The organism is Polyangiaceae bacterium (assembly GCA_016715885.1).
GTDB lineage: Bacteria > Myxococcota_A > Polyangia > Polyangiales > Polyangiaceae > Polyangium.
On the sequence record JADJXL010000018.1, the window covers coordinates 484552 to 504829 of the forward strand.

The window sequence follows — 20278 nt, forward strand, 5'->3', positions numbered from 1 at the left end:
ACGGCGAACCGAGTTGTGCTGTCGATGTGTTGATACTTCGCGGAGCGCCCAGGCTACTCCAGCAGCCCATCCCCATCATCCACCGGCGCTCGCAGCCGGTGCGTTTCAATCGCCCGCACGCACGCATTGTAACGCAATATCGCCGCGTCGTTGCCCGGCGGCCGAATCCGCTCCGCTTGCTCGAATAACTCCGCCGCGCGCTGCAGCTTGCTGTACGCAAACGTCCCCTCGCGATGCACGTGCGCGCGCCCCTCACGCTCGTGCACCACGCCCGTGTAATACAGCCGCTCGTATTCGTCCGGCAAACCCGCCGCCAAATCGAGCGCCGCGCGAACCACGTCCGGCGACGCCCCTCCAATCACCTGATCGCTCAGCGCAAGCAGCAAAATCTTCTTCGCCTCGACATGCTTCGAATCCACCGCGAGTATGTCGCGACAAATGCTTTCTGCCTGCGCCGGCTCGTTCAGGAGTCGGTAATGCTCTGCCAATTCAATGGCGTTGCCAATGCTTTCAACAGAGATTTTTTTCAGCGTGAGTTTGTCGGCCATCGATTACCCCCGAAACCTCATTCGTCGTTCGGCTTTTCCCCGGCTTCCTCCGCCCGCGTCTTCGTGCGGACCTTCTTGCCCGTGAGAAGCCGACCAACCCACACGATCGGATCGTAATACCGATCCACCACGCGCTCCTTCAGCGGAATGATCCCGTTGTCGGTAATCCCGATGTGCTCGGGACAAACCTCGGTGCAGCAGCGCGTAATGTTGCAATGCCCCGAACCGAACTCCTTCTTGATCTCCGGAATGCGATCGTCGTCGTCCAGCGGATGCATCTCGAGGCTCGCGAGACGAATCATGAAACGCGGTCCGACGAATTCGTTCTTCCGATCGCGATCACGAATGACGTGACACACGTCCTGGCACAAGAAGCATTCGATGCACTTGCGGAATTCTTGCACGCGATCGACGTCCTCTTGGTACATCCGATGCGTCCCGTCGGCGTTCTTCGGCTTCGGCTTGAACTTCGGAATGCGCTTGTTTTGCTTGTAGTTCCAAGAAACGTCCGTCACCAAATCCCTGATGATCGGGAACGTCTTCAAAGGCTGAATCGTGATCGTCTCGTCCGGCCCGAATACGTTCATGCGCGTCATGCACGCAAGGCGCGGCTTGCCGTTGATCTCCATGCTGCACGAACCGCACTTGCCCGCCTTGCAGTTCCATCGGCACGCCAAGTCTTCAGCCTGGCTCGCTTGAATGCGGTGGATCATGTCGAGGACCACCATGCCCTCGCTGACCTCTTCCTGGTAATCGACGAACTTGCCGCCGTCCTTGTCGCCACGCCAAATGCGGAAGGTTCGCTTGCTCATTTGCCCTCCTCGGCCCCGACCTTGCCAGCCTCGAGATCCTCGATCGTCGCATGCGCCATCGCGTAAAGGTTCGGTGGAGCCGCAGGCCGCTCGACCTTCTCGACCTCCATCTCGCCGCTCGCAGACTTGCGAATCACCACGTTGTACTTGAGCCACTCGTCGCGTTCGCCCGGATAATCCAGCCGCGTATGCGCACCACGGCTCTCTTGCCGCATCAGCGCCGCACGCGTCACGATCTCCGATGCCAGGAGCAAATTGCCGATGTCGATCGCCGCATGCCAACCCGGGTTGTACTGACTCGCCCCGTGCGCCTTGACGTTCTTGGCGCGCGCGTTGAGTTTGTCGAGGCCATCGATCGCCTCTTTCAGCTCGGCTTCCGTGCGAACGATGCCGACGCATCGACCCATCATGTCTTGCAGTTGGTCCTGAAGAACATACGGATTCTCGCCCGATTCGCGGTTCAAAGGAGCCGTTGCACCTCGAACGATCTGCTCGATCTGATCCTTCACCGGCGCAGGCCTCGTCGAAAGCTTTCGGACGTACTCCGCTGCGCCGTCGCCTGCGAGCTTGCCGAACACGATGAGATCCGACAGCGAATTGCCACCGAGACGGTTCGCCCCGTGAAGCCCTGCGCCCGCTTCACCACACGCAAACAGCCCAGGCACGCGCGTCATCTGCGTATCGGCATCGACGCGTATGCCGCCCATGAAGTAGTGCAGCGTCGGGCCGACTTCCATCGGCTCCTTCGTGATGTCGACTTCCGCCAGCTCCTTGAACTGGTGATACATCGACGGAAGCTTCTTCTTGATGAACTCCGGCGGACGGCGCGACGCGATGTCCAAAAACACGCCACCATGAGGCGATCCGCGACCCGCCTTCACCTCCGCCGTGATCGCTCGCGCCACTTCGTCACGCGTGAGCAGCTCCGGAGGACGACGTGCTTTCTTGTCACCTTCGAGCCATCGGTTTGCTTCTTCGACCGTATCCGCCGTCTCCGCTGCGAACTTTGGCGGGATGTACTCGAACATGAACCGCTTGCCGTCCTTGTTCTTCAAGATGCCGCCATCGCCTCGAACGCCCTCCGTCACAAGCGTTCCGCGCACCGACGGAGGCCACACCATGCCCGTCGGATGGAACTGCGTGAACTCCACGTCCATCAGCTCTGCGCCCGCGTGATACGCCATCGTGAGCCCGTCTCCGGTGTACTCCCACGAGTTGCTCGTGACGCGCCAAGCTTTGCCTGCGCCGCCCGTCGCGAGGATGACGGCGGGCGCGCGGAACAGGACAAACCTGCCCGTTTCGCGCCAATAACACACGGCTCCCGCGATGCGCTCGCCGTCTTTGAGCAACCCGAGCGCCGTGCACTCCATGTGGAAGTGGATGCCTTGATGAATGCCGTGATCTTGCAGCGATCGGATCAGCTCGAGGCCCGTGCGATCTCCGACGTGCGCGAGACGCGGATACCTGTGACCACCGAAGTTGCGTTGGCTGATGAGCCCTTCTTTCGTGCGATCGAAGACCGCTCCCCATTCTTCGAGCTCGCGTACGCGATCGGGCGCTTGCTTCGCGTGAAGCTCCGCCATGCGCCAAACGTTGAGGAATTTCCCGCCACGCATCGTGTCGCGGAAGTGAACCTTCCAGTTGTCGCGCGCATCGACGTTGCCCATCGCCGCAGCCATGCCGCCTTCGGCCATGACCGTGTGAGCCTTGCCGAGTAGGCTTTTCGAAACGACTCCGGTGTTCATCCCGTTTGCGCTGCAAGCAATCGCCGCGCGCAAACCTGCTCCACCTGCGCCGATGACGAGTACGTCGTGCTCGATGGTTTGAAGTTCAGAAACGTCCAGCATCTTGCCCTCGTGAGCCTCAGCCCCAGGTGTTGAGATCTTTGATTACGCCCATCGCCACGAGCCGCACGTAAAGGTCCGTGAGCCCGACCCAGACGAGGCTCGCCCAGGCAAACTGCATGTGCCGAGCGTTGAGCCACGAGGCTTTTTTCCACACGCCGTACTTCACCGTCGCTTCGCCGCACGACATGCAATCGTCACGGCCGCCGACGAGGTGCCGGAGCGAGTGGCAACCGAACGTGTATCCCGCGATGAGCAGCGGGTTGATGGTGAGCACGATGGAGCCCACGCCGACGCCGAACTTGCCGTCTTTGAAGTACGACAGCACCGCGTCGTAACTGAGGATGACGACGAAGATGAGGGCGAAGTAGAGCGCGTAGCGGTGCAGGTTTTGGAAGATGAGGAACGCGCGTTCGCCGCGGTAGGTGCGGCCTTGCGCGAGCGGTCCTACGGCGCAACCTGGCGGCGAGCCTGCGAAGGCGCGGTAGTAGGCTTTGCGGTAGTAGTAGCAGGTGAAGCGGAACGCTCCGGGAAACGCGAGGATGAAGATCGCGGGCGATGCTGGGAGAAACGATGGCAACCACGAAGGCCACGCACCGAAGAGCGCATGCTTCAAGGGCGCTGCCGCCATGACACCGGGCATGCCCTGGTTCGTGAAAAGCACCGGCGAGTACAGCGGGCTCAGGTAGGGGTCGGCGTAATAGTACGACCCTTGAAGACCTGCCCAGGTCGTATAGACGATGAACGCACTGAACCCGAGGAGCGTGACCAGAGGTCCGATCCACCAGTTGTCGGTGCGTAGCGTCTTGGCAAAGCCTTTCTCGTGCCCCCCGATCGGCGCCTGTTCATTCAAGACGGGAAGTCGTGTGGCCATCCGTGTCCTCCGCAGCGTCCCGAGTGGGATCCGCTCGTCGGCGCGCACCCTACTCGCTTGATTCGAACTTGAAAAGAATTTCTACGCAGTAGGGTTCGGCCGGCGCTCAGAAAAGAGGTTGGCACCTTTTGCGTGTGAACGAGATCCCGATGAGGAGTGCACGTTGCGGCTCGGGCGCAAGCACGACGTGTGTGTGGGTCAATACATTGTCCTGGAAGGGGGAGCACGATGCTAGGTCGACGGTTTGTCTTGGCTATTTGGAATCCGACTCATCGTGCGACGCGCTTTGATCATGTCGGCAATCCGATCTATCGCGCCGTGAAATGCGTGAAGCGCCATCATTGCCGTTGCGATGGTTGCAATCAAGGGGGCAGGGAAAATTCGGTCGCTCTTGTGAAAGAGGCCCCCGGCGAAAATGAACGAAAGGAAGCAATAGAACGCTCCGAGGCTCGCGAACATGCCCGCAATCAGCTCCGAGAGGAGACGCATCCATGTTGGGCGCATATGGCACTGGAGAAACCCGAAGAGCACCGGCATGACGAAAATGACGATGAGTGAAATGATGTCGCTCGGGGTTTTGGTGGCTTGCTCGAGCCCCGTGTACGTCCCCGTTGGGCCGTTGCACGACGACGTCTGGCCCCATGTAAACGGGAGCGTGAAAAGGAAGATGGTGAAGAAGGCCAGGCGCGCGAAAGGGCTGCGACTTCCTCGTTTTTGGGAAGCATCGGGCGCTGCGTTTTCCTTTGGCGCGGCTTGAAGATCGTTTTCCATCGCGAACCATCCTATCAGGCTCTGGATGAAAAAGGGCAATGAAGTGCTGGTGAGAAGCGCGCAGGGAGGGCTGAGCCACGCGGGGCGCCGATCCTCGAATGACCGGCGCCCTGCACGCACTATGTTTCCGTCAGGGCACGACGCAGGGGGCGCCGTTGCAAGGATCGATGATACGACCGTTCGGCTTCAAGAATTCCGATATCTGTAGGCGCGCTCCAGGTTGAACACGCGGAACGCCGTGCGGGTCTTTGCCTTCACGCAGCGCCGTATTGCCGACGGGCGGCGGCGGCGTTCCTTTGTCGAGCATCATGTCGTACGGTCCCGTGTCCCAAACGAATGCGGCCGATCCATAGAACGGATACTTGTTGATCGCCGGGATATCGAAATACGGCGTCTTGTCGATCGCTCGACCCGGCATCAGCGTCGGCGCATGAATGCTTGCGCCAATCGTGCGCGCTTCGATGTCGGCGGACCATTGCGTGACCTGATGATCCGCGAACGCATTTTGCATGAGCACTTCGTGCGTGGGCGTGTTCGGAAGCGGATCGTTCGTCACGTGCCACGCGTAGCCATTCGTTTCGCCGCGATCCCAGAGCATCTGAATGCTCGAGAAAATGATGCGCCGATCGAATTCGTTCGAGTATGCCGCATCCATGAACGGACGCAACGTATCGAATCCGGTCGCTCGATCGAGCAACAAGCTGTAGTTCATTCCGGTCACGCCGAACACCCCGCGACGAATATCCTGCGAAAGCGCAACCACCGCACCACCGAGGATCCCGCCTTGGCTGATGCCATAATAATAGGCCGCGCTCGTGTCGATGAGCGGCTCGTCCGATGGGCCACCTCGGAACGCAGGATCCGAAATGAATCCCTGCGGGTGAATCATGAGCCGCACCAGGTACAGATTGTTGAGCAAGCCTTGCTGCAATCGATCGGCGAGCGTGTTTATCTTGCCAAACTGCACGACCATCTGCAAAATGTTCAGGTCGTCGCTCGAGGACATTCCGATGAAGTCCGTCGCGCAGAAGACGAAATTGTAGAGGTTCGACAGATCTCCCGTAGCGCTTCCGCCATTGACCTGGCTCGCATTACCCTGCTGACCATGACCATAAATCGCCGCTCGACCCGGCACGACCGGCGTATCGTTCAAGTTGCCGTCGGCGAGCGCCGACCGCGGAATGTTGCAGATGAAGTTTGCCTGGAGCGTATCCGTGCCATTTCGTTGATCGGGCAAACCGTCGTTCGGAATGTCGTAATTGAAGGACGAACCCGAAACGCCGCCCGCTTGGTTCAAGTAATTCGGTACGGAGAACGTGCCCGTAATGCGTCGCGAACGATTTGCATCGAGGTTCTGTTGCACGTTCGTAATGGTGAATGTCGGGGCACCGCTGCCGAGCTTGGCAAAGGCATCGTCGCGAATGTGCAGCATGCGCGAGGACAAACTGCGCCGACTCGCCACCGTGAAGTCCCACGCGATGTACAGCGTATTTCGCTCGATGCCCACTTCCGCGAGCGTGCCGAGGATCGATTCCATGTGCGCCCGTCGCGCTTCGATTTCCGGAACGTTCGACGGCACCGCGTCTCGATACACCTGAAATGCCGCCGACGGCTCGATGAGCGCTCCGTCCTTGTTCTTCGCATTGCGCAATGCAACGATGTACCGATGCCCCTCGCGGAAATTCGTTCCCGCTCGAATGATGAGCGAACGCGTCGCATCGCTCGTCGCAAACGAATCCAGCTCGCCCCATACCAGATGCCGTTCGAGCGTATCGGCGTCGACGACGACGAGCGGCGAATCCGCTTCGAGCGACCTTTCCATGTGATTGACTTGCCCAATGCCCGTTTGCGCGATATCGAGGTCCGGCACGTACGTCAGGACCATTTGACCCGGGGAAAACCCGTCACTCCAATTCATGTCCGTCGGCGTGACCGGAACGCCGCCCGGGCTCACGAGCGTTCCCGGCGGAGCGCCCAACGCCGGTGAGAGATCCACGGTTTCATTGACGGGCATCGACGCTTCGTCGAGCGCCACGCGTCTACCGGTATCCGTCGTATTGTCGACGATGGTAAAATGGTCGTTGGGGAACGGATACAAGCAATGCGCTGAATCCAGGAAATCGCAGCGACTAGCGTCCTTTACGTCGACCGTCGTCGGATCGACCGAACACTTCACGGTCACGGCTTTGGACGACGATGGCGAAGCGGTGCCTGTTCCATTCGTGACGAAGCAAAATTGTTGCGGATTCGTCGGCTGCACGGAAACGGTCACGTCGTAATTCGACCCTTCCTCGAGCTGCGTGGCGAAAGCAAATTCTCCGTCTTGTGCGGGCGAGAGATCGTCTCCGCCATTGTTTTGCAGGACCAAGCCCGACCCTTTGAGGCCCACGAGCGTGCCGCCGACGGGATATTTCGGAATTGACACCGATAACGTTTCGCAGACGACGGCCACGTCGTTGACATCCGATCCGGCAATTTTTCCCGATCCGCCATTGACTTTGCAATCTTGATCGGGATTGGTTGGTTGTTTCGCTACGGATATGGCGTACGTGGCTCCATCGGGCAGCGTCGGCGTGAATGTGAAGTTGCCGTTTGCAGTTATGGAAACACTGCTCGACAAGTCGTTTTCGAGCGCAACTTCGAGCTCCAGGCCCGTTCCTTCGAGGCCCGACACGGCGCCGCCGAGTTTGTATTCGGTAGGATCACCGGGTTGTGCGGGCGCTGGGTCCGACCCGCACCCGGCACCAAAAGTCGCGAGAACGAGCGGAAAAGTCAAGGAATATCGACGCATGGGACACCTCCATGCGCGACGTTATCATGCTCGGATGCGCCTGTGTTCAAATGATATCGGTCGCGGCAGAGAATCCGATGCGCGAAATTTCTGTCGCACCTTTGCGCGCCACGAATTCACGGAAGCTTTCGCCCGAAGCGCGATCGGAAAGGTAATATTTGGCAATGGCCGCGATGACTTTTGGCGTTTCCTCTTCCGGCACACGCCCGTCCAAGCGATCACCAATGCGCGCATCCGGCCCACATCCGCCACCCACGCGCAGCGAATAATGCGGCCGCTCGACGCCATCTTTGCCTTTGACCATCAGGCCCGTCATACCAATGTCGGCCACGTGGTGCTGCCCGCATGAATTGGGACATCCGGATATCTTGATGTTGAATGGCCCAATGCCGCGAACGAGATCGTCGACATCCACGCGCGAATTTCCCTCGGCAAGATGCTCGCGTACGCGCGCTCCCACGGCCATGCTCTTGGTAATCGCCAGCGAACAATAATCCGCGCCAGGGCAAGCGACGATGTCGGTGATATGGTCGGCGTCCGGCTCGGCAAGGTTCACCAGCGTGAGCGCTCGGTGGAGAGCTACCAGATTACCTTCGGGCACCCAGCGCATGATGAAATTCTGCGTATTCGTCGTACGCACTTCACCATTGCCATATTGACGGCAAAATTCGGCCAGACTTCGCATCTGCTGCGCCGTGATGTCCCCGAGCGGCAGTTTTATCGTCACGACGCGATATCCTGGTTGTTTTTGCACGATCGTATTCGTCGCTTTCCAGCGCGCGAAAGCATGATCGCCAATCACCACACCACCCGGCGGCTGGGGCGGCGCTTCTTCGTCTTTCCATTCGGCCAAGCGTCGATCGAGCTCTGCGGCGATCTTTTCGCCTTCCTCGGCCTCGATTTTTGCGAATTCTTCGTCGAGCCGTTCGAAGAATGCTTTTTCGCCGAGTTTACGCAGCAAGAACTTGATCCGCGCTTTCTTGCGGTTTTTTCGTTCGCCATCGCGGAAAAACACGCGAATCACGGCATCGCACGCCGCGAGCACTTGCTTTTCGGGCACGAAGTCTCGCCACAAATGAGCAATTTCCGGCGTCGACCCCAGCCCTCCGCCCACGTACACGGCAAACCCGCGTCCCGCGTCCGTTTCGCGGGCAAACAAACCCAAGTCGTTGATCATGACTTGCGCATGATCGTGAACGCTCCCGGACAAACCTATTTTGAATTTTCGCGGCAGCTTCCGGTTGTGCGGATGATACAAAAAGTATTGCGTGATCGCATGCGCGTGCGGCGTCACGTCGAATACTTCGTCGGCAACCACACCTGCCAAATGCGACGCCGTCACATTGCGCACCGTATCCGCACACGCCCCGACCGTCACCACGCCCGCCGCACCCAGCACCCGCTGAACCTCGACCGTTTCCTCAATGTCCAGGTGGTGGAGCTGAATGTCCTGCCGCGTCGTCACGTGCGCGAGGCCCAGCGCCCACCTTTCCGTAACTTCGGCTACAGCATCCAACTGCGCAGCGGTCATCCGTCCACCCGGCACCTTGATGCGTTGCATGTGCTTCACGTGCGCGAGCTGCGCGTACACGCCCATGCCCAAGCGCAGTGGACGGAACTGATCAGCCGAGATCTCGCCGCGCTTGTACCGCTCGATGGCCTGCGCGTAGTCGTCCAACGCTTGTTGTAAACGTGACGTATCGTCAGAAGTCATGGCCTCGAGTATATCTCCCACTTTTCCGACGCGTCAAGTGGGAGAATTATGAAGCTGAGGGCGCACAAATGTGTAGCATGAATCACATTCAAAGATGGTTGGCACCTTTTGAAAAGCCCGTTTTTTGCTTCTGTTGCGATGGAATCGAAGTCTGTGCCTGCTTTTTCCAGTGCGTGCGCCGGAAAAAGCAGGTGCAGGCTGGGCGTTCAAGCGCAAAAAGTGCCTGGCACCTTCTGCGGTAGCCTACGACGCCTCGACCAGGTCCCTCAGCGACACCGGACGCAGCTCGTCGAGCCCGTACAGCTCCGCATAACTGCGCAGCACTTCGCTCGGGCACGCCGACGCCAATACACATTTGCCTTCATGTGGACACGGCACCGATGAAGCGTGAAATGCAGCATGTTCCGCTTCCCCCGCGCGATGCCGAAATCGCTCGTCACGGTATTCCGTTCCCGGCAAAGGCGGCTTTTGATCGGGTGCGTCGAGCCAAACCCGCAAAGGAACACGCTCATTACGCATGCGCTCGAATACCACGCACGGAACGACTCCCTGCACGGACAATCGATGTCCTCGAACGAGCGGTTTTACCAGGGCCTCCGCCACGTCCGTCATTCGCGGCGCCGACGTGAAATACCGGTCCGCCCGCGATTCGAAGCTCGGGTAGGGCATGTGCGGATGAAATGCAAGCCCCCGCGACGATGCGAAACGCGCCAATTCATCGACCTCGCCGAGGCCTTCTTTGGTGACCACATGCAAAATCCAAATGTTTTGCGGCTCCAGTCGTGCGAGCAAGTTATCGAGCGCCCGCGTGACGAGATCGAATGCTCCCGCCCTCCCGACGATGCGATCGTGCACCTCGGCGTGCGTCGAATACAGCGGAACGTGAAATCGTTTCATTTCGGGCAGCGAATCCAGGACTTCACGACAAAACTCCGAATCCGCAAGCCGCGTACACGGTGAAAACACATGCGCTTCCGTGTATCCAAGATCCTTCGTTCGGCGAAGCAATTCCACGATGCGTGAAAATCCGAGCGGATCGTATCCATTGATGCGTACTTTGCGCACGCCACGCTGCCGATTCGATACCAAATCCGCAAGCAATCGCGCAAGCGCGCGATCCCCACCATCTTCGGCCGGTGCCGTTTCCTTGATCGAACAAAACGCGCACGATTGCTCGCATTCGGCATCGATCGCCAAATTGAGCACTTCGTCGGGACGATCCTCCACGACCGTCTTTTCTGGCAAAAGTGCCGGAGCGACATCGGCCATGACGTCCGGAAAAACCACTTCCAGGCCTTCGTGGTCGCGCAATTGAAGCAGAAAACCGACCAGCGATCGCACGGCGTCCGCACCGGGAGGATCGACGGCTCCAAGCGACAAGTGTTTTACCGAAAAATGAGCTGTCGTGGCAAACGCTGGTTTCGAATCGTCACGGCGACCCACGATGAGCAAGAGGCGCCGCCCATCGGATTCACGCCGAAAATCGAGCACCAAATCGAGCAGCGCCTCGTGTGATTTTTGCAAATACGAGCTTGGATACACGTCGCACAAGGCGAAACCTTCGGCCGCAACAGAGCCTTCCACGATTTCCGGAGAAAGCATTGCGCGAAGGGATTCACGCCCGAATATCCACTTTCCCGTCTCGCGTCTTCGCCCAAGCGCTTCTGCAATGGTTTTTCCTGGGTGAAGGCCCAAAAGCGTATCGATCGACATCGCCACGGCCATCACGAGCCGCGAGACTTCTTCACGCCGCTCGGGCGTCCGTACGGCCAAAGCACCTCGATAACGCACGGCACATCGCTCGAGTCGCCGAAATACGGGCCCTGGCGTTTCGAGCGGCACGACCGACACTTCGACCCAATCCGCGCTTCCTCGAGCTTCGAATCGCGCCGTCAAGCGGTCTTCCCCGTCGAGCAACAGCGCTTTGCAGGAAAACCCTCCGAGGCGTAATGGGACGAGCGCCATTTCTATCGTTTGCGGCGCACGTACGAGCGGCGCGTCACTCACGTGCGCGCCCCACTCGCTTGATCCCATTTCTGCACCCACGCTGCAAATCGATCGATCATCCCGCGATCTCGCGCGTAAATGCGTGATTGCTCGGAATCCGCCACGTCTTCCGAAAAATACACGATATCGTAATGAGCCGACCGCCGATAAGCAGGTTCCGCAGGATTCGTCGGAGTGACGATGAACGAAAGCGTCTCCGCTCCGCGCGTGAATTCAACGACGGGCACGGTTTGTCGGAATGTGCGCAGCCGGGCTCCCTTGCAGTGATACCCCTCGGGATTGGGAAACGACGGGCCCCCGAATTCGCGCTGCAGCGAGGTCCAGAGCGCATCGGCCAATGCTTGTAATGATTCAGTCGAAGTCATGGAAGGATCGATCATTCAGGGCTGCCGCAACTATCGCTCGATGGCTCGAATCCTTGCTTACACGGGTCGGACGGAGCAGCCAAGGGGGGAGAAACCGGGCCGAGCATGGCCGATTCGGTGTCGAATCGCAGGCCCAAGGAAATGGCATCACAGAATTCGCTGCCGTCATTGGGTCCTTCCGCCTCGAGGATATCGGTTGCCGAGCAAAACATGTTCTTGACCTGGAGATATATGATGTCGTCGCGGCAAAACTTGTTCGATGTCGCGGGACCATATCGAAATTCATTGAGCGCCTTGAACATGTTCGAATGCGTCCACTTGGACGCCATCGTGCCTTCCGTGAGGCGGAATTTCCCGCCGCTCGCTTCGACGATTCTTGCAGTCATCGTATTGTTTATCACGCTCATCACCAGATCGACCGCCTCGGCCCGAAACCTCATTTTCAATTGCGGCATACGGGCGACGAGCAATCCATCGCGTACATAGGCCGCTTCATCGACGACGAGCGGCTCGTCGACGCTCCCCGAACCGCCGACCGAATCGTTCGATACGGGCCACGCATCGGTGCCATTCCAAGCTGGCGCGGTCATGCCGGGCGTTTCATAAACGGCAACCGTCACGCTGTCGTCATTGGCCGTTCCCGAATACTTGCTCACTCGAATGAGCAACGTCCAAAGCCCTTGCGTGGCCCCTTCATTGATGACGATGCTCGATATCGCGCCAGCGGCCAGCGCATTGATACGCGCAAGCGCAACGCCTCCACCATTGTCGATGCCACGTGTATCGTCGCACGTGTCCTTTTTCACGTCCACGAATGCAGGACGCTTGCAGCTTGGGCCGTCGAACGTGCACGTGCATTTGCCGTCGAGGTCGTAGCCAAAACGTGGCGTATCGTCTTCCTCGTCGAGATCGATCGTACGAATTGCGGTGACGAATTCGACGTCGTCGCCCGCGTTGGTTACTTTCGGCGGCGCAGGTGGCACGACGGGATTGCAAACCGGAGCGCGCTCGAAGTCTTCATCGAGTCCCGCAATCGTCGCGCATCCAATGCCCACGAGTGCGATGACGGCGCCTCCGCAAAGCATGTGCAAAGATACGTTGCGGTTCAAAATGTTCCCCCAATCCCCAAAAACTGTCGCTCGGGCCCAACTGAAAAACGCAGAAATGCAGTCGTGGCTGGAGCTTCTTTCACGGCGGGCGGGGCAGTAATCAGGAAAAACGTTCCGGCCGCGGCCGCCGCAAGCCCTACTCCAATCAGTACGTTCGACGCCGTCGCGGCCCCGCGACCTTCGTCAATCTTTTGCCATGTGGAGTCGCTGCAGACGAGATCGTCGCATTCGGCAGCGACTTCGCCACCCAATGAAAGCGCCCGGCCCCCAAAATACCCGCCAATCCCAAGCATGACCGCAGATACGCCCAGCGCCGAAAATCCTACGGGCTTTTTCCATCGACCACCCACGTCCGGCGGCTTGGGATCGGGTATTCGCTCGAGCTTCGGTACGACCACCGTTGCCACCTTGCTGTGCTCGACGACGACCAGCTTTTCCCAAGTCTTGTGCTTTGGCGCTCGTACGACCGCTTTGTGCTCGCCCGGATCGATTGGAATCGCCGTGCCCCAAGCGCCTTCTTCGAGCGGCACACCGTCCATTTCCACGGTGAGCCCAATCTTTGCCCCATCATCGGGTATGAGCACGACAAACCGCGACAAAAGCGGCTCGATCGCCGAAATGTGTTCTCGCGCGATCTTCAATCGATCAGCGCGCCTGGTTTTTTTGGCAATTTGAACCGATTCGTTGAATTCGCCCCAGGCCGTCGCCAATTTTCCTTCTTTTTCGTGACAAATCGCAAGATTGAGCAGCGTGCCCGGCGCCGGATCGATTCGATAACTGCTCTCGAACTTGCGGCACGCCTCCGCAACCTTCGATTCGGCAAGCAGCTTTTTGCCTTCTTTGAACAACGCTTCGGCCATTGCAGTGACGGCCGGAGATTTGCCGTCCGCCGCGTGCAGGACCGCGGGAGACAACAAGATCGCGGACGCCAAGACGCCCCCTAAAATATGCTCAAAGGCGGTCATCGAGCGCGTCGTTCCTAATGGGAGGTTTGGGCGCCCTTACCGGAGCGGCAGGTGTGCTGACCACGGGCGGCGTCGCGATACTCGTCGCAGGCATGGCGGAAACCGCTGGAACCGCGACCTCGACCATTGCACTCGCATTCGTCATAATGGCTTCGGCGCTCGCGCTGGCCGTCGGAATGCTTTCCGGTGTGGGAGCTGTCATGGCACTCGTCACTGTATCCGCAGTTTTGGACTCTGCAGCAGGCGATGCGACGACCCACACGACCATCGCGACCGCGAGTGCCAGCGCCGTGAGCGATGCTGCAAGAGCCGCGATCATCGTCGAGGATCGTCGCGGGGGCGCAGCAGGTTGCTCGGGCGGAGCTGCAATCTGCGGCATGACGCTCGTTGCTGCAAACGTCGTCACGGGCACCCATGGACGTTCTCGATGCCGTGCCGGGACAAACGGGAGCAGCGCGCACGCAAGCTCATCGACGGTCTGGTATCTTCGATCGAGCTTCTTTTCCAGGCAACGGTGAATCACCGCTTCGAGCTCTGGCGGTACGTCAGGGCGAAACTTCCGCAAAGGCGTCGGTTCCTCCATGACGATCATCGCCAAGCTCGCCGAAGGATTGTCCGCCTCGAAAGCCGCGCGCCCCGTGAGCAGTTTGTAGAGGATCGTGCCCAAAGACCAGACGTCGGCGCGAGGATCGACGTCTTTCGGATTTCGTATTTGCTCGGGCGACATGTAGAGCGGCGACCCGAGAACATCCGTGCCCACGGTCAAACTCACGTCACCCGCTTCTTTTTGAGCTTGGATGTTCTTTGCAATTCCAAAGTCGAGCACGCGGACAAACGGTGAACCATCCGGTTTATGCGAGAGAAACAAGTTGGCGGGCTTGAGATCTCGATGCACGATGCCCATCGCATGCGCCTCGGCCACGCCCTCGGCCGCTTGCAACACGTACTCGACGGCATCCGTAACGGGAAGCGGACCGTTCTTCCGGACCAACTTGTGCAAGTCGGTTCCTTCGAGCAGCTCCATCACGATGAACGGATCGCCCGAATCGAGTTTGCCCATGTCGAGCACGCGGGCGACGTGTTCGCTCTTGATGCGAGCAACACTCTGCGCTTCACGCGTGAATCGAGTCACGGCATCTTGTCGAAGCTCGTCGCCTTGCGTCAGAAACTTCAGCGCAACCTGACCGCCGAGCGACAAGTGACTTGCAGCGACGACGAGGCCCATGCCGCCTTCGCCAAGCTTGCGCTCGATACGGTATTTGCCGGCGACTATCGCCCCGACGCGAGGTACGAAGCGGCCGCCGTGGCTATCGCTCGAAGTGCTCATCAGTCGTGCAGAAGGGCGAAGGCTACAGCGCTCGAACGATACAGCAGCGCCGCGCATGTGCCAAGCATCGCGTGGTCATCCGATGCGTGATCTTCCGACGAACAGGTTGCGGAACAAAGAAAGTCTTCGGTACAGTCGCGCGTTGCAATGTGGATTCGAGTGCAGGCTTTGGCGTTGCCGCGCGTGCGTGCATGCATCGTGCGTCGTGTGAGCGCAGTCGCTCTGACGGTCACTGCTGTGCTCGTGACGGTCGATGTCTCCGGATGTAGCCTGAAAACGAAAACACCCACAAGCGAGACGAACATCCTTTGCACGGAGGAGTTCGATTGTCCGCCCTCGAACGAACCTTGCGTCGTGTCCACGTGTTTCGAGCAGCGCTGCCTGATGGTGAACGCTGCGTACAACACGGTGATCGACGCGCAAGTTGGCAACGATTGCCGAATGCGGGTGTGCGACGGCAACGGGCAGATGATGGAGATAAGCGACGACATCGACTTGCCGAACGACGACGGCAACCCGTGCACCAAAGCCGCATGCAAGGAAGGTGCGGCTGCGCATGTGCCGGTCGAAGTTGGACGAACATGCGGCGCGGATGGCGTGTGCAACGGTCGCGGCGCGTGCGGTGTGTGTTTGCCCGGAGCCAAACGTTGCGATGCTCGTGCTGTCGCGACGTGCAGCGAAGAAGGGCAATGGGCAAACGACATGTGCCCCGCGAGCAAACCGATTTGCACGAACGCGAGTTGTCTTGGCATCAAGGGCGCTTTCGCTGGCGGCACGAACACGTGCGTGCTCTTCGACGACGGCACGGTGCGATGTTTCGGCGCCGGAGGATCACGTCGAGGAGCGCGAGGAACGTCCGCCGTACCTGGGATCATGGGTGCCGCGGAGCTCGCGCTTGGCGCAGCGCACTCGTGCGCGAGGTTCGATGACGGAACGGTCATATGCTGGGGCGCCAATGGGTTCGGACAAATTGGCGACGGCACCATCGAAGGACCGCGCCCGCCGACGCAAGTGCTCGGAATCGCGAATGCAACGGCCATCGCCGCGGGCGATGATCACACGTGCGCCATCGTCGCCGACGGCAAGGTCATGTGCTGGGGCCGCGGTGATGCCAATGCTCTCGGTGGTCCGCCACCGCGCCCGCTTGCACCTTCGGCTGGCAAACCCAAGGTTGGTCCCGACGAACCACAGGTTTCACATGCCCAACCCGGTGGTCCTCCGACGCTGCTGTCGGGCATCACCGGTGCATCCGCTGTCGTGCTAGGCGTGCGTCATGGTTGCGTTTTGTGGCGTGGAGGTCGCGTTGGGTGCTTTGGTGAAGACGACAGCGGGCAGCTAGGTACAGCGTTTGTCCCGAGCACCCCGGAAAAACCAAAGTTTGGTCCCAAGCCCTCGCCGCGTCTCGTGGCAGTCAAAGGCATCGAAGGGGCGAGTGCCATCGCGCTTGGTGCAAGGCATGGGTGCGTGATCGTGGATGGTGGCTCCGTGCGCTGTTGGGGCGACAATGCAAAAGGCCAATTGGGCGATGGCACGACGACTGCACGCACCGAATCCGTTTGGGTTGCAGACATCACGACTGCAGCGGCGCTCGCTCTTGGTTCCGACCATTCCTGTGCACTGCTCGAAGGCGGAGCTGTGAAGTGCTGGGGCGACAATTCGCATAGCCAACTTGGTGACGGGACGAAGACGGCGCATCCAACGGCCGTGGCCGTGAGTGGTTTGTCCGGGGTGCGTTCGATCTCGTCGGCGCATGGTGCGCACACGTGCGCCACGCTGAACGACGGCGAAGTGCGTTGTTGGGGCACCAATCACTTGGGCGAGCTTGGTGATGGGACGCTCGACGATCGCGGCGTCCCTGTGCCCGTCGTTTGGTGAGAACCCCGAGGCCTCAGCCCAATTTCCGGCACTCGCGGGACTCCAAACTCGCCCGCTTCGCGGGCTCGAACAATGGGGCCCCCCCGCGCGAGCGCCGGAAATTGAGCCGAGACCTCTCATTCGGGGCCATCGTCCAGGTCCATCGTCAAATGGACCGTTGACCGATCCAATTGGCCACTTTCGGCCAAATCATTTTCGGGCCCTTGCTCGATGTGGACAAACCTATGTGGCCCACAGGAAATCGCATGATTTCTTTATCGGTTGACTTCACGAGCGTATTCAGTATTTCGCTCGATTTGGGCGGCGCGATGGGGTCGTTTTCGGCAATGATCGTCAAAACGGGACAGGTGATGTTTCCAAGGTTCACCGTGCGCCCGCCGACCTGCATCCGACCATGGCAGAAATTGTTGTATTGGTAGCAGTCCTTGATGTATTGCCGATAAATCTCGCCAGGGAATTCGACGTTGTCCGCGGCCCAATGTTCCATGCCGACAAACGTCATGACGAAATCCTTGTCGTCGATTTTTCGGAACACTTCGAGCCATTTCGTCATGCGTTGAACGGGCGCCATCGACGAAAAACCGGTCTCCATGAGCGGGATGGGCACATTGCCATGCGCATCGACGAGCGCATCCACGTCGAATCGATGCGGAGCGGTCCATGCGGCAAACATTCCACCCTCGTGAAAGTCCACGGGCGTCGCTTGTGCCACGAAATTGCGAATGCCGTCCGGATGCAGCGCGGCGTATGCGAGCGCCATCGTCCCGCCCATGCAATAGCCGTACATTGTGAGGTCTTTGGCGCCGCTTTTGCGTAACGTCCACTTCACGGCGTTTTTGATGAGCACGTTGGCAACGTCATCCCAACCAATATGACGTTCGTCCGGACCAGGCGTGCCCCAATCGATGGCGTAGACATCGAATCCCTGCTTCACCATGAATTCGATGAGGCTCCGGCCTGGCAAAAAATCGAGGATGTACCATCGATTGATCAGCGAATAGATGAACAAAATTGGCGTTTGGTGCTTTCGCTTTTCCGGAGCGTAATGCAAAAGGCGCATTTGGCCTTTCGTGTACACGACTTCGTAAGGTGTGGGCGCAAGAGGCGGTTCGCCCAATTCTGCCGCTCGCAAAATGAGCGGTTTCATGTAATGGTAAGGGCTGATCGCGCCAGCCCGAGCCGCCTTGAGCATTTCGCCGGCGATCTCGACGTTCGACCTCAAAAACGATCCCACTTCCCGGGTCGTCTCGAAAATGCTCATGGAGTTTCCTCCTTCGCGCCCGTTGATTGCTTCTTTTCCAGCGATTCGAGCACGACTTCGAGCTGCGTGCTGAGCGCCTCCATTTGGTCGTGCAGCGACCTCACGTCACGACGGAGCGCTTCGACCTCCGTCGCCGTCGGCAATCGCATTGCATGCAGCACGTTTTCTTGGAGTGATTTGACCTGCGCTTGGGACCGGAAATTCTGACTCATCGCGCGGCCGACCAAATCGAGGTACGTATCGCTTTGGCCCAAGCGATCGAAGACGCGAGTCATGTTTTTTTCGACGAACCCAAATACCTGACCCGTCTTCGTCGTCGGACCGAGCAATCGACCCACGGTTTTCACGGCGCGGGTCAATAGTTTCGGCTTGGCATTCGATTCTCCCACCTTCGTCACTCCATCTGCTCGGGCAATCAGTGCGCGTACTCTTTTCGAAGGTCCAATTTGGAAATTTTACCTGCGGCCGTGAGCGGCATGGCGTCCACGAAAATCACCGACTTGGGCGCCTTGTATTTGGCCATGCGATCACGACAGAATGCGAGCAGCTCGTCTTCCGACACCGTTGCATTCGCCTTTTTCACCACGATCGCTCGACCCACATCGCCCCATTTTTCATCCGGAATACCAATCACCGCGCACGATGCGACGGCTGGATGCTCGTGCAAAACAGCTTCGATTTCCGCAGGGTAGACGTTTTCACCGCCCGAAATGAACATGTCCTTCTTTCGATCGGCGATGAAGTAAAACCCGTCGGCGTCCACTCGAGCCATGTCGCCCGTATGAAAATAACCGTCGGCGTCAATGGATTTTTTCGTCGCTTCGGGGTCGTCGAAATATCCCGAACATGCGCTCGGGCCCTTCAGCACGAGCTCACCCACTTCACCCACGGGCACCGGCCGATTGTCTTCATCGACGATTCGTACGTCGACGAAATAATTGGGTTTGCCGATGCTCCCTGCCTTCGTTTCGGCGAATTCCGGGCCCATGGAGAAAATGCCCGGGCCGAATTCGGTCATGCCAAACCCTTGCTTGAACACGACGCCGTGTTTGTCGCGATATTCGCGTAAAATGGGTACGGGCAAGGGCGCCCCGCCGCTCGTGAAAAACCGCAAGCTCGAAAGGTTTGCCGCTGCAAACCGAGGCGATTGCATCATCATTTGGTATTGCGTCGGCACGCAGAAGAGCACCGTTGCTCGTTCGCGTTCGATGAGCGCCAGCATGTCGTCCGCGGTCCACTTGCGCATGATCACCACGGTCCCGCCCAGCGTCAAAAGGGGCAGGGTGTAAACGAAGAGCGCTCCGGTGTGAAACATCGGCGTGTGCGTAATCGTCACATCGCCCCGCGCGAGCTCGTGAATGACCGTGTTCAGCGTATTCCACGCAATCATTCGATACGAGATCTGCGCGCCCTTGGGCAAACCTGTCGTTCCGCCTGTAAAAAGCAAACACACGATGTCTTCTTCTGAAACGGCGTCGTTCGAAACCGCCCGTGCATCGCGTCCTTCGAGCGTTTTTCCATACGGCAAACTCGACGGGATGCCATCACCTCCGAGGTGCATCCACACTTTGACGTTGGTGCACGATGGAGCGATTTCCGCAATGCCTGCGCGAAAATCGTCATCGAATATCAAGACTTTTGGATTGGTCTTGTGCACCAATGTTTCGATTTCACGTGGGTGGCTTCGCCAATTGAACGGAACCAAAATCGCGCCCAGCTTGCCGCATGCGAAGAATGCATCGAGGATCTCGACGCAGTTCATCGCGAGCACGCCCACGCGATCGCCTCGACCGATGCCAACTTCGTCGCGCAAGTACGCGGCCAATCGGTTGGCCCGTCGGTTCATCTCCCGGTACGTAAAGCGACCAGCATCGCCTTTGGCTACGTCTACGACCGCGAGCGCATCCGGGAAATACCGCTCGCCCCGCTCCATCCAATCGCCGATGTACATGTCGAGACGAATCGTTACGCCACCGCTCGGTGGCCGTCAAGCGCTCCGCAAAAACGATTTGTTC

16 protein-coding genes are annotated in these 20278 nt (G+C 59.1%); 1 reads left to right on the forward strand and 15 read right to left on the reverse strand.

Annotation, left to right across the window (positions count from 1 at the left end; translation table 11 throughout):
* Positions 1–53 precede the first annotated feature (53 nt).
* From IPM54_23120 to IPM54_23175, 12 genes are all read right to left on the reverse strand, one after another.
* Complete coding sequence (locus IPM54_23120; protein MBK9262680.1) at positions 54–548, reverse strand: hypothetical protein; 495 nt, start codon at positions 546–548, stop codon at positions 54–56.
* A 17-nt stretch (positions 549–565) separates the two neighbouring features.
* Positions 566–1360, reverse strand: coding sequence for a succinate dehydrogenase/fumarate reductase iron-sulfur subunit (locus IPM54_23125; GenBank protein MBK9262681.1), 795 nt, complete (start codon positions 1358–1360; stop codon positions 566–568).
* On the reverse strand, positions 1357–3207 hold the full coding sequence (locus tag IPM54_23130) for a fumarate reductase/succinate dehydrogenase flavoprotein subunit (GenBank protein ID MBK9262682.1): 1851 nt from the start codon (positions 3205–3207) through the stop codon (positions 1357–1359). Before IPM54_23130 ends, IPM54_23125 begins: the two co-directional genes overlap by 4 nt.
* Positions 3208–3223: 16 nt before the next feature.
* Positions 3224–4078: a succinate dehydrogenase gene (locus tag IPM54_23135; GenBank protein MBK9262683.1), complete on the reverse strand. Its 855-nt coding sequence runs from the start codon at positions 4076–4078 to the stop codon at positions 3224–3226.
* A 231-nt stretch (positions 4079–4309) separates the two neighbouring features.
* Positions 4310–4849 carry a hypothetical protein gene (locus IPM54_23140; protein ID MBK9262684.1) on the reverse strand — a complete coding sequence of 180 codons (540 nt, stop codon included), beginning with the start codon at positions 4847–4849 and terminating at the stop codon, positions 4310–4312.
* Between the two features lie 130 nt (positions 4850–4979).
* Entirely contained in the window at positions 4980–7640 is a 2661-nt protein-coding gene (locus IPM54_23145) for a hypothetical protein (protein ID MBK9262685.1), read from the reverse strand.
* A 46-nt stretch (positions 7641–7686) separates the two neighbouring features.
* A complete protein-coding gene (locus tag IPM54_23150) occupies positions 7687–9354 on the reverse strand; it encodes a nitrite/sulfite reductase (GenBank protein MBK9262686.1) in 1668 nt (555 codons plus the stop codon).
* 243 nt (positions 9355–9597) lie between these two features.
* Positions 9598–11388, reverse strand: a complete 1791-nt coding sequence (locus IPM54_23155; protein ID MBK9262687.1) for a radical SAM protein — start codon at positions 11386–11388, stop codon at positions 9598–9600.
* Complete coding sequence (locus IPM54_23160; protein ID MBK9262688.1) at positions 11358–11726, reverse strand: hypothetical protein; 369 nt, start codon at positions 11724–11726, stop codon at positions 11358–11360. Before IPM54_23160 ends, IPM54_23155 begins: the two co-directional genes overlap by 31 nt.
* Positions 11727–11737: 11 nt before the next feature.
* Positions 11738–12811, reverse strand: a complete 1074-nt coding sequence (locus IPM54_23165) for a hypothetical protein (protein ID MBK9262689.1) — start codon at positions 12809–12811, stop codon at positions 11738–11740.
* Between the two features lie 20 nt (positions 12812–12831).
* Complete coding sequence (locus tag IPM54_23170) at positions 12832–13800, reverse strand: hypothetical protein (GenBank protein ID MBK9262690.1); 969 nt, start codon at positions 13798–13800, stop codon at positions 12832–12834.
* On the reverse strand, positions 13787–15127 hold the full coding sequence (locus IPM54_23175; protein MBK9262691.1) for a protein kinase: 1341 nt from the start codon (positions 15125–15127) through the stop codon (positions 13787–13789). The genes IPM54_23170 and IPM54_23175 overlap by 14 nt, the downstream gene beginning before the upstream one ends.
* A 207-nt stretch (positions 15128–15334) precedes the next feature.
* Here IPM54_23175 and IPM54_23180 point away from each other — a divergent pair, with 207 nt between their 5' ends.
* A complete protein-coding gene (locus IPM54_23180; GenBank protein MBK9262692.1) occupies positions 15335–17002 on the forward strand; it encodes a hypothetical protein in 1668 nt (555 codons plus the stop codon).
* A gap of 145 nt (positions 17003–17147) precedes the next feature.
* On the opposite strand, the gene IPM54_23185 is transcribed toward IPM54_23180, so the two are convergent.
* From IPM54_23185 to IPM54_23195, 3 genes are read right to left on the reverse strand one after another with little or no spacing between them, the layout of a single operon-like run.
* On the reverse strand, positions 17148–18263 hold the full coding sequence (locus tag IPM54_23185) for an alpha/beta fold hydrolase (protein ID MBK9262693.1): 1116 nt from the start codon (positions 18261–18263) through the stop codon (positions 17148–17150).
* The gene (locus IPM54_23190; GenBank protein MBK9262694.1) at positions 18260–18661 is read right to left on the reverse strand and encodes a hypothetical protein; all 402 of its coding nucleotides are present in this window, start codon (positions 18659–18661) and stop codon (positions 18260–18262) included. Before IPM54_23190 ends, IPM54_23185 begins: the two co-directional genes overlap by 4 nt.
* 17 nt (positions 18662–18678) lie before the next feature.
* Positions 18679–20214, reverse strand: a complete 1536-nt coding sequence (locus IPM54_23195) for a long-chain fatty acid--CoA ligase (protein ID MBK9262695.1) — start codon at positions 20212–20214, stop codon at positions 18679–18681.
* Between the last annotated feature and the right edge of the window lie 64 nt (positions 20215–20278).

Bases quoted from the DNA above. Each gene is read 5' to 3' on its own strand.
- IPM54_23120 (MBK9262680.1), bottom strand. From the start codon at position 548: ATGGCCGACAAACTCACGCTGAAAAAAATCTCTGTTGAAAGCATTGGC.
- IPM54_23125 (MBK9262681.1), bottom strand. From the start codon at position 1,360: ATGAGCAAGCGAACCTTCCGCATTTGGCGTGGCGACAAGGACGGCGGC.
- IPM54_23130 (MBK9262682.1), bottom strand. From the start codon at position 3,207: ATGCTGGACGTTTCTGAACTTCAAACCATCGAGCACGACGTACTCGTC.
- IPM54_23135 (MBK9262683.1), bottom strand. From the start codon at position 4,078: ATGGCCACACGACTTCCCGTCTTGAATGAACAGGCGCCGATCGGGGGG.
- IPM54_23140 (MBK9262684.1), bottom strand. From the start codon at position 4,849: ATGGAAAACGATCTTCAAGCCGCGCCAAAGGAAAACGCAGCGCCCGAT.
- IPM54_23145 (MBK9262685.1), bottom strand. From the start codon at position 7,640: ATGCGTCGATATTCCTTGACTTTTCCGCTCGTTCTCGCGACTTTTGGT.
- IPM54_23150 (MBK9262686.1), bottom strand. From the start codon at position 9,354: ATGACTTCTGACGATACGTCACGTTTACAACAAGCGTTGGACGACTAC.
- IPM54_23155 (MBK9262687.1), bottom strand. From the start codon at position 11,388: ATGGGATCAAGCGAGTGGGGCGCGCACGTGAGTGACGCGCCGCTCGTA.
- IPM54_23160 (MBK9262688.1), bottom strand. From the start codon at position 11,726: ATGACTTCGACTGAATCATTACAAGCATTGGCCGATGCGCTCTGGACC.
- IPM54_23165 (MBK9262689.1), bottom strand. From the start codon at position 12,811: ATGCTTTGCGGAGGCGCCGTCATCGCACTCGTGGGCATTGGATGCGCG.
- IPM54_23170 (MBK9262690.1), bottom strand. From the start codon at position 13,800: ATGACCGCCTTTGAGCATATTTTAGGGGGCGTCTTGGCGTCCGCGATC.
- IPM54_23175 (MBK9262691.1), bottom strand. From the start codon at position 15,127: ATGAGCACTTCGAGCGATAGCCACGGCGGCCGCTTCGTACCTCGCGTC.
- IPM54_23185 (MBK9262693.1), bottom strand. From the start codon at position 18,263: ATGAGCATTTTCGAGACGACCCGGGAAGTGGGATCGTTTTTGAGGTCG.
- IPM54_23195 (MBK9262695.1), bottom strand. From the start codon at position 20,214: ATGTACATCGGCGATTGGATGGAGCGGGGCGAGCGGTATTTCCCGGAT.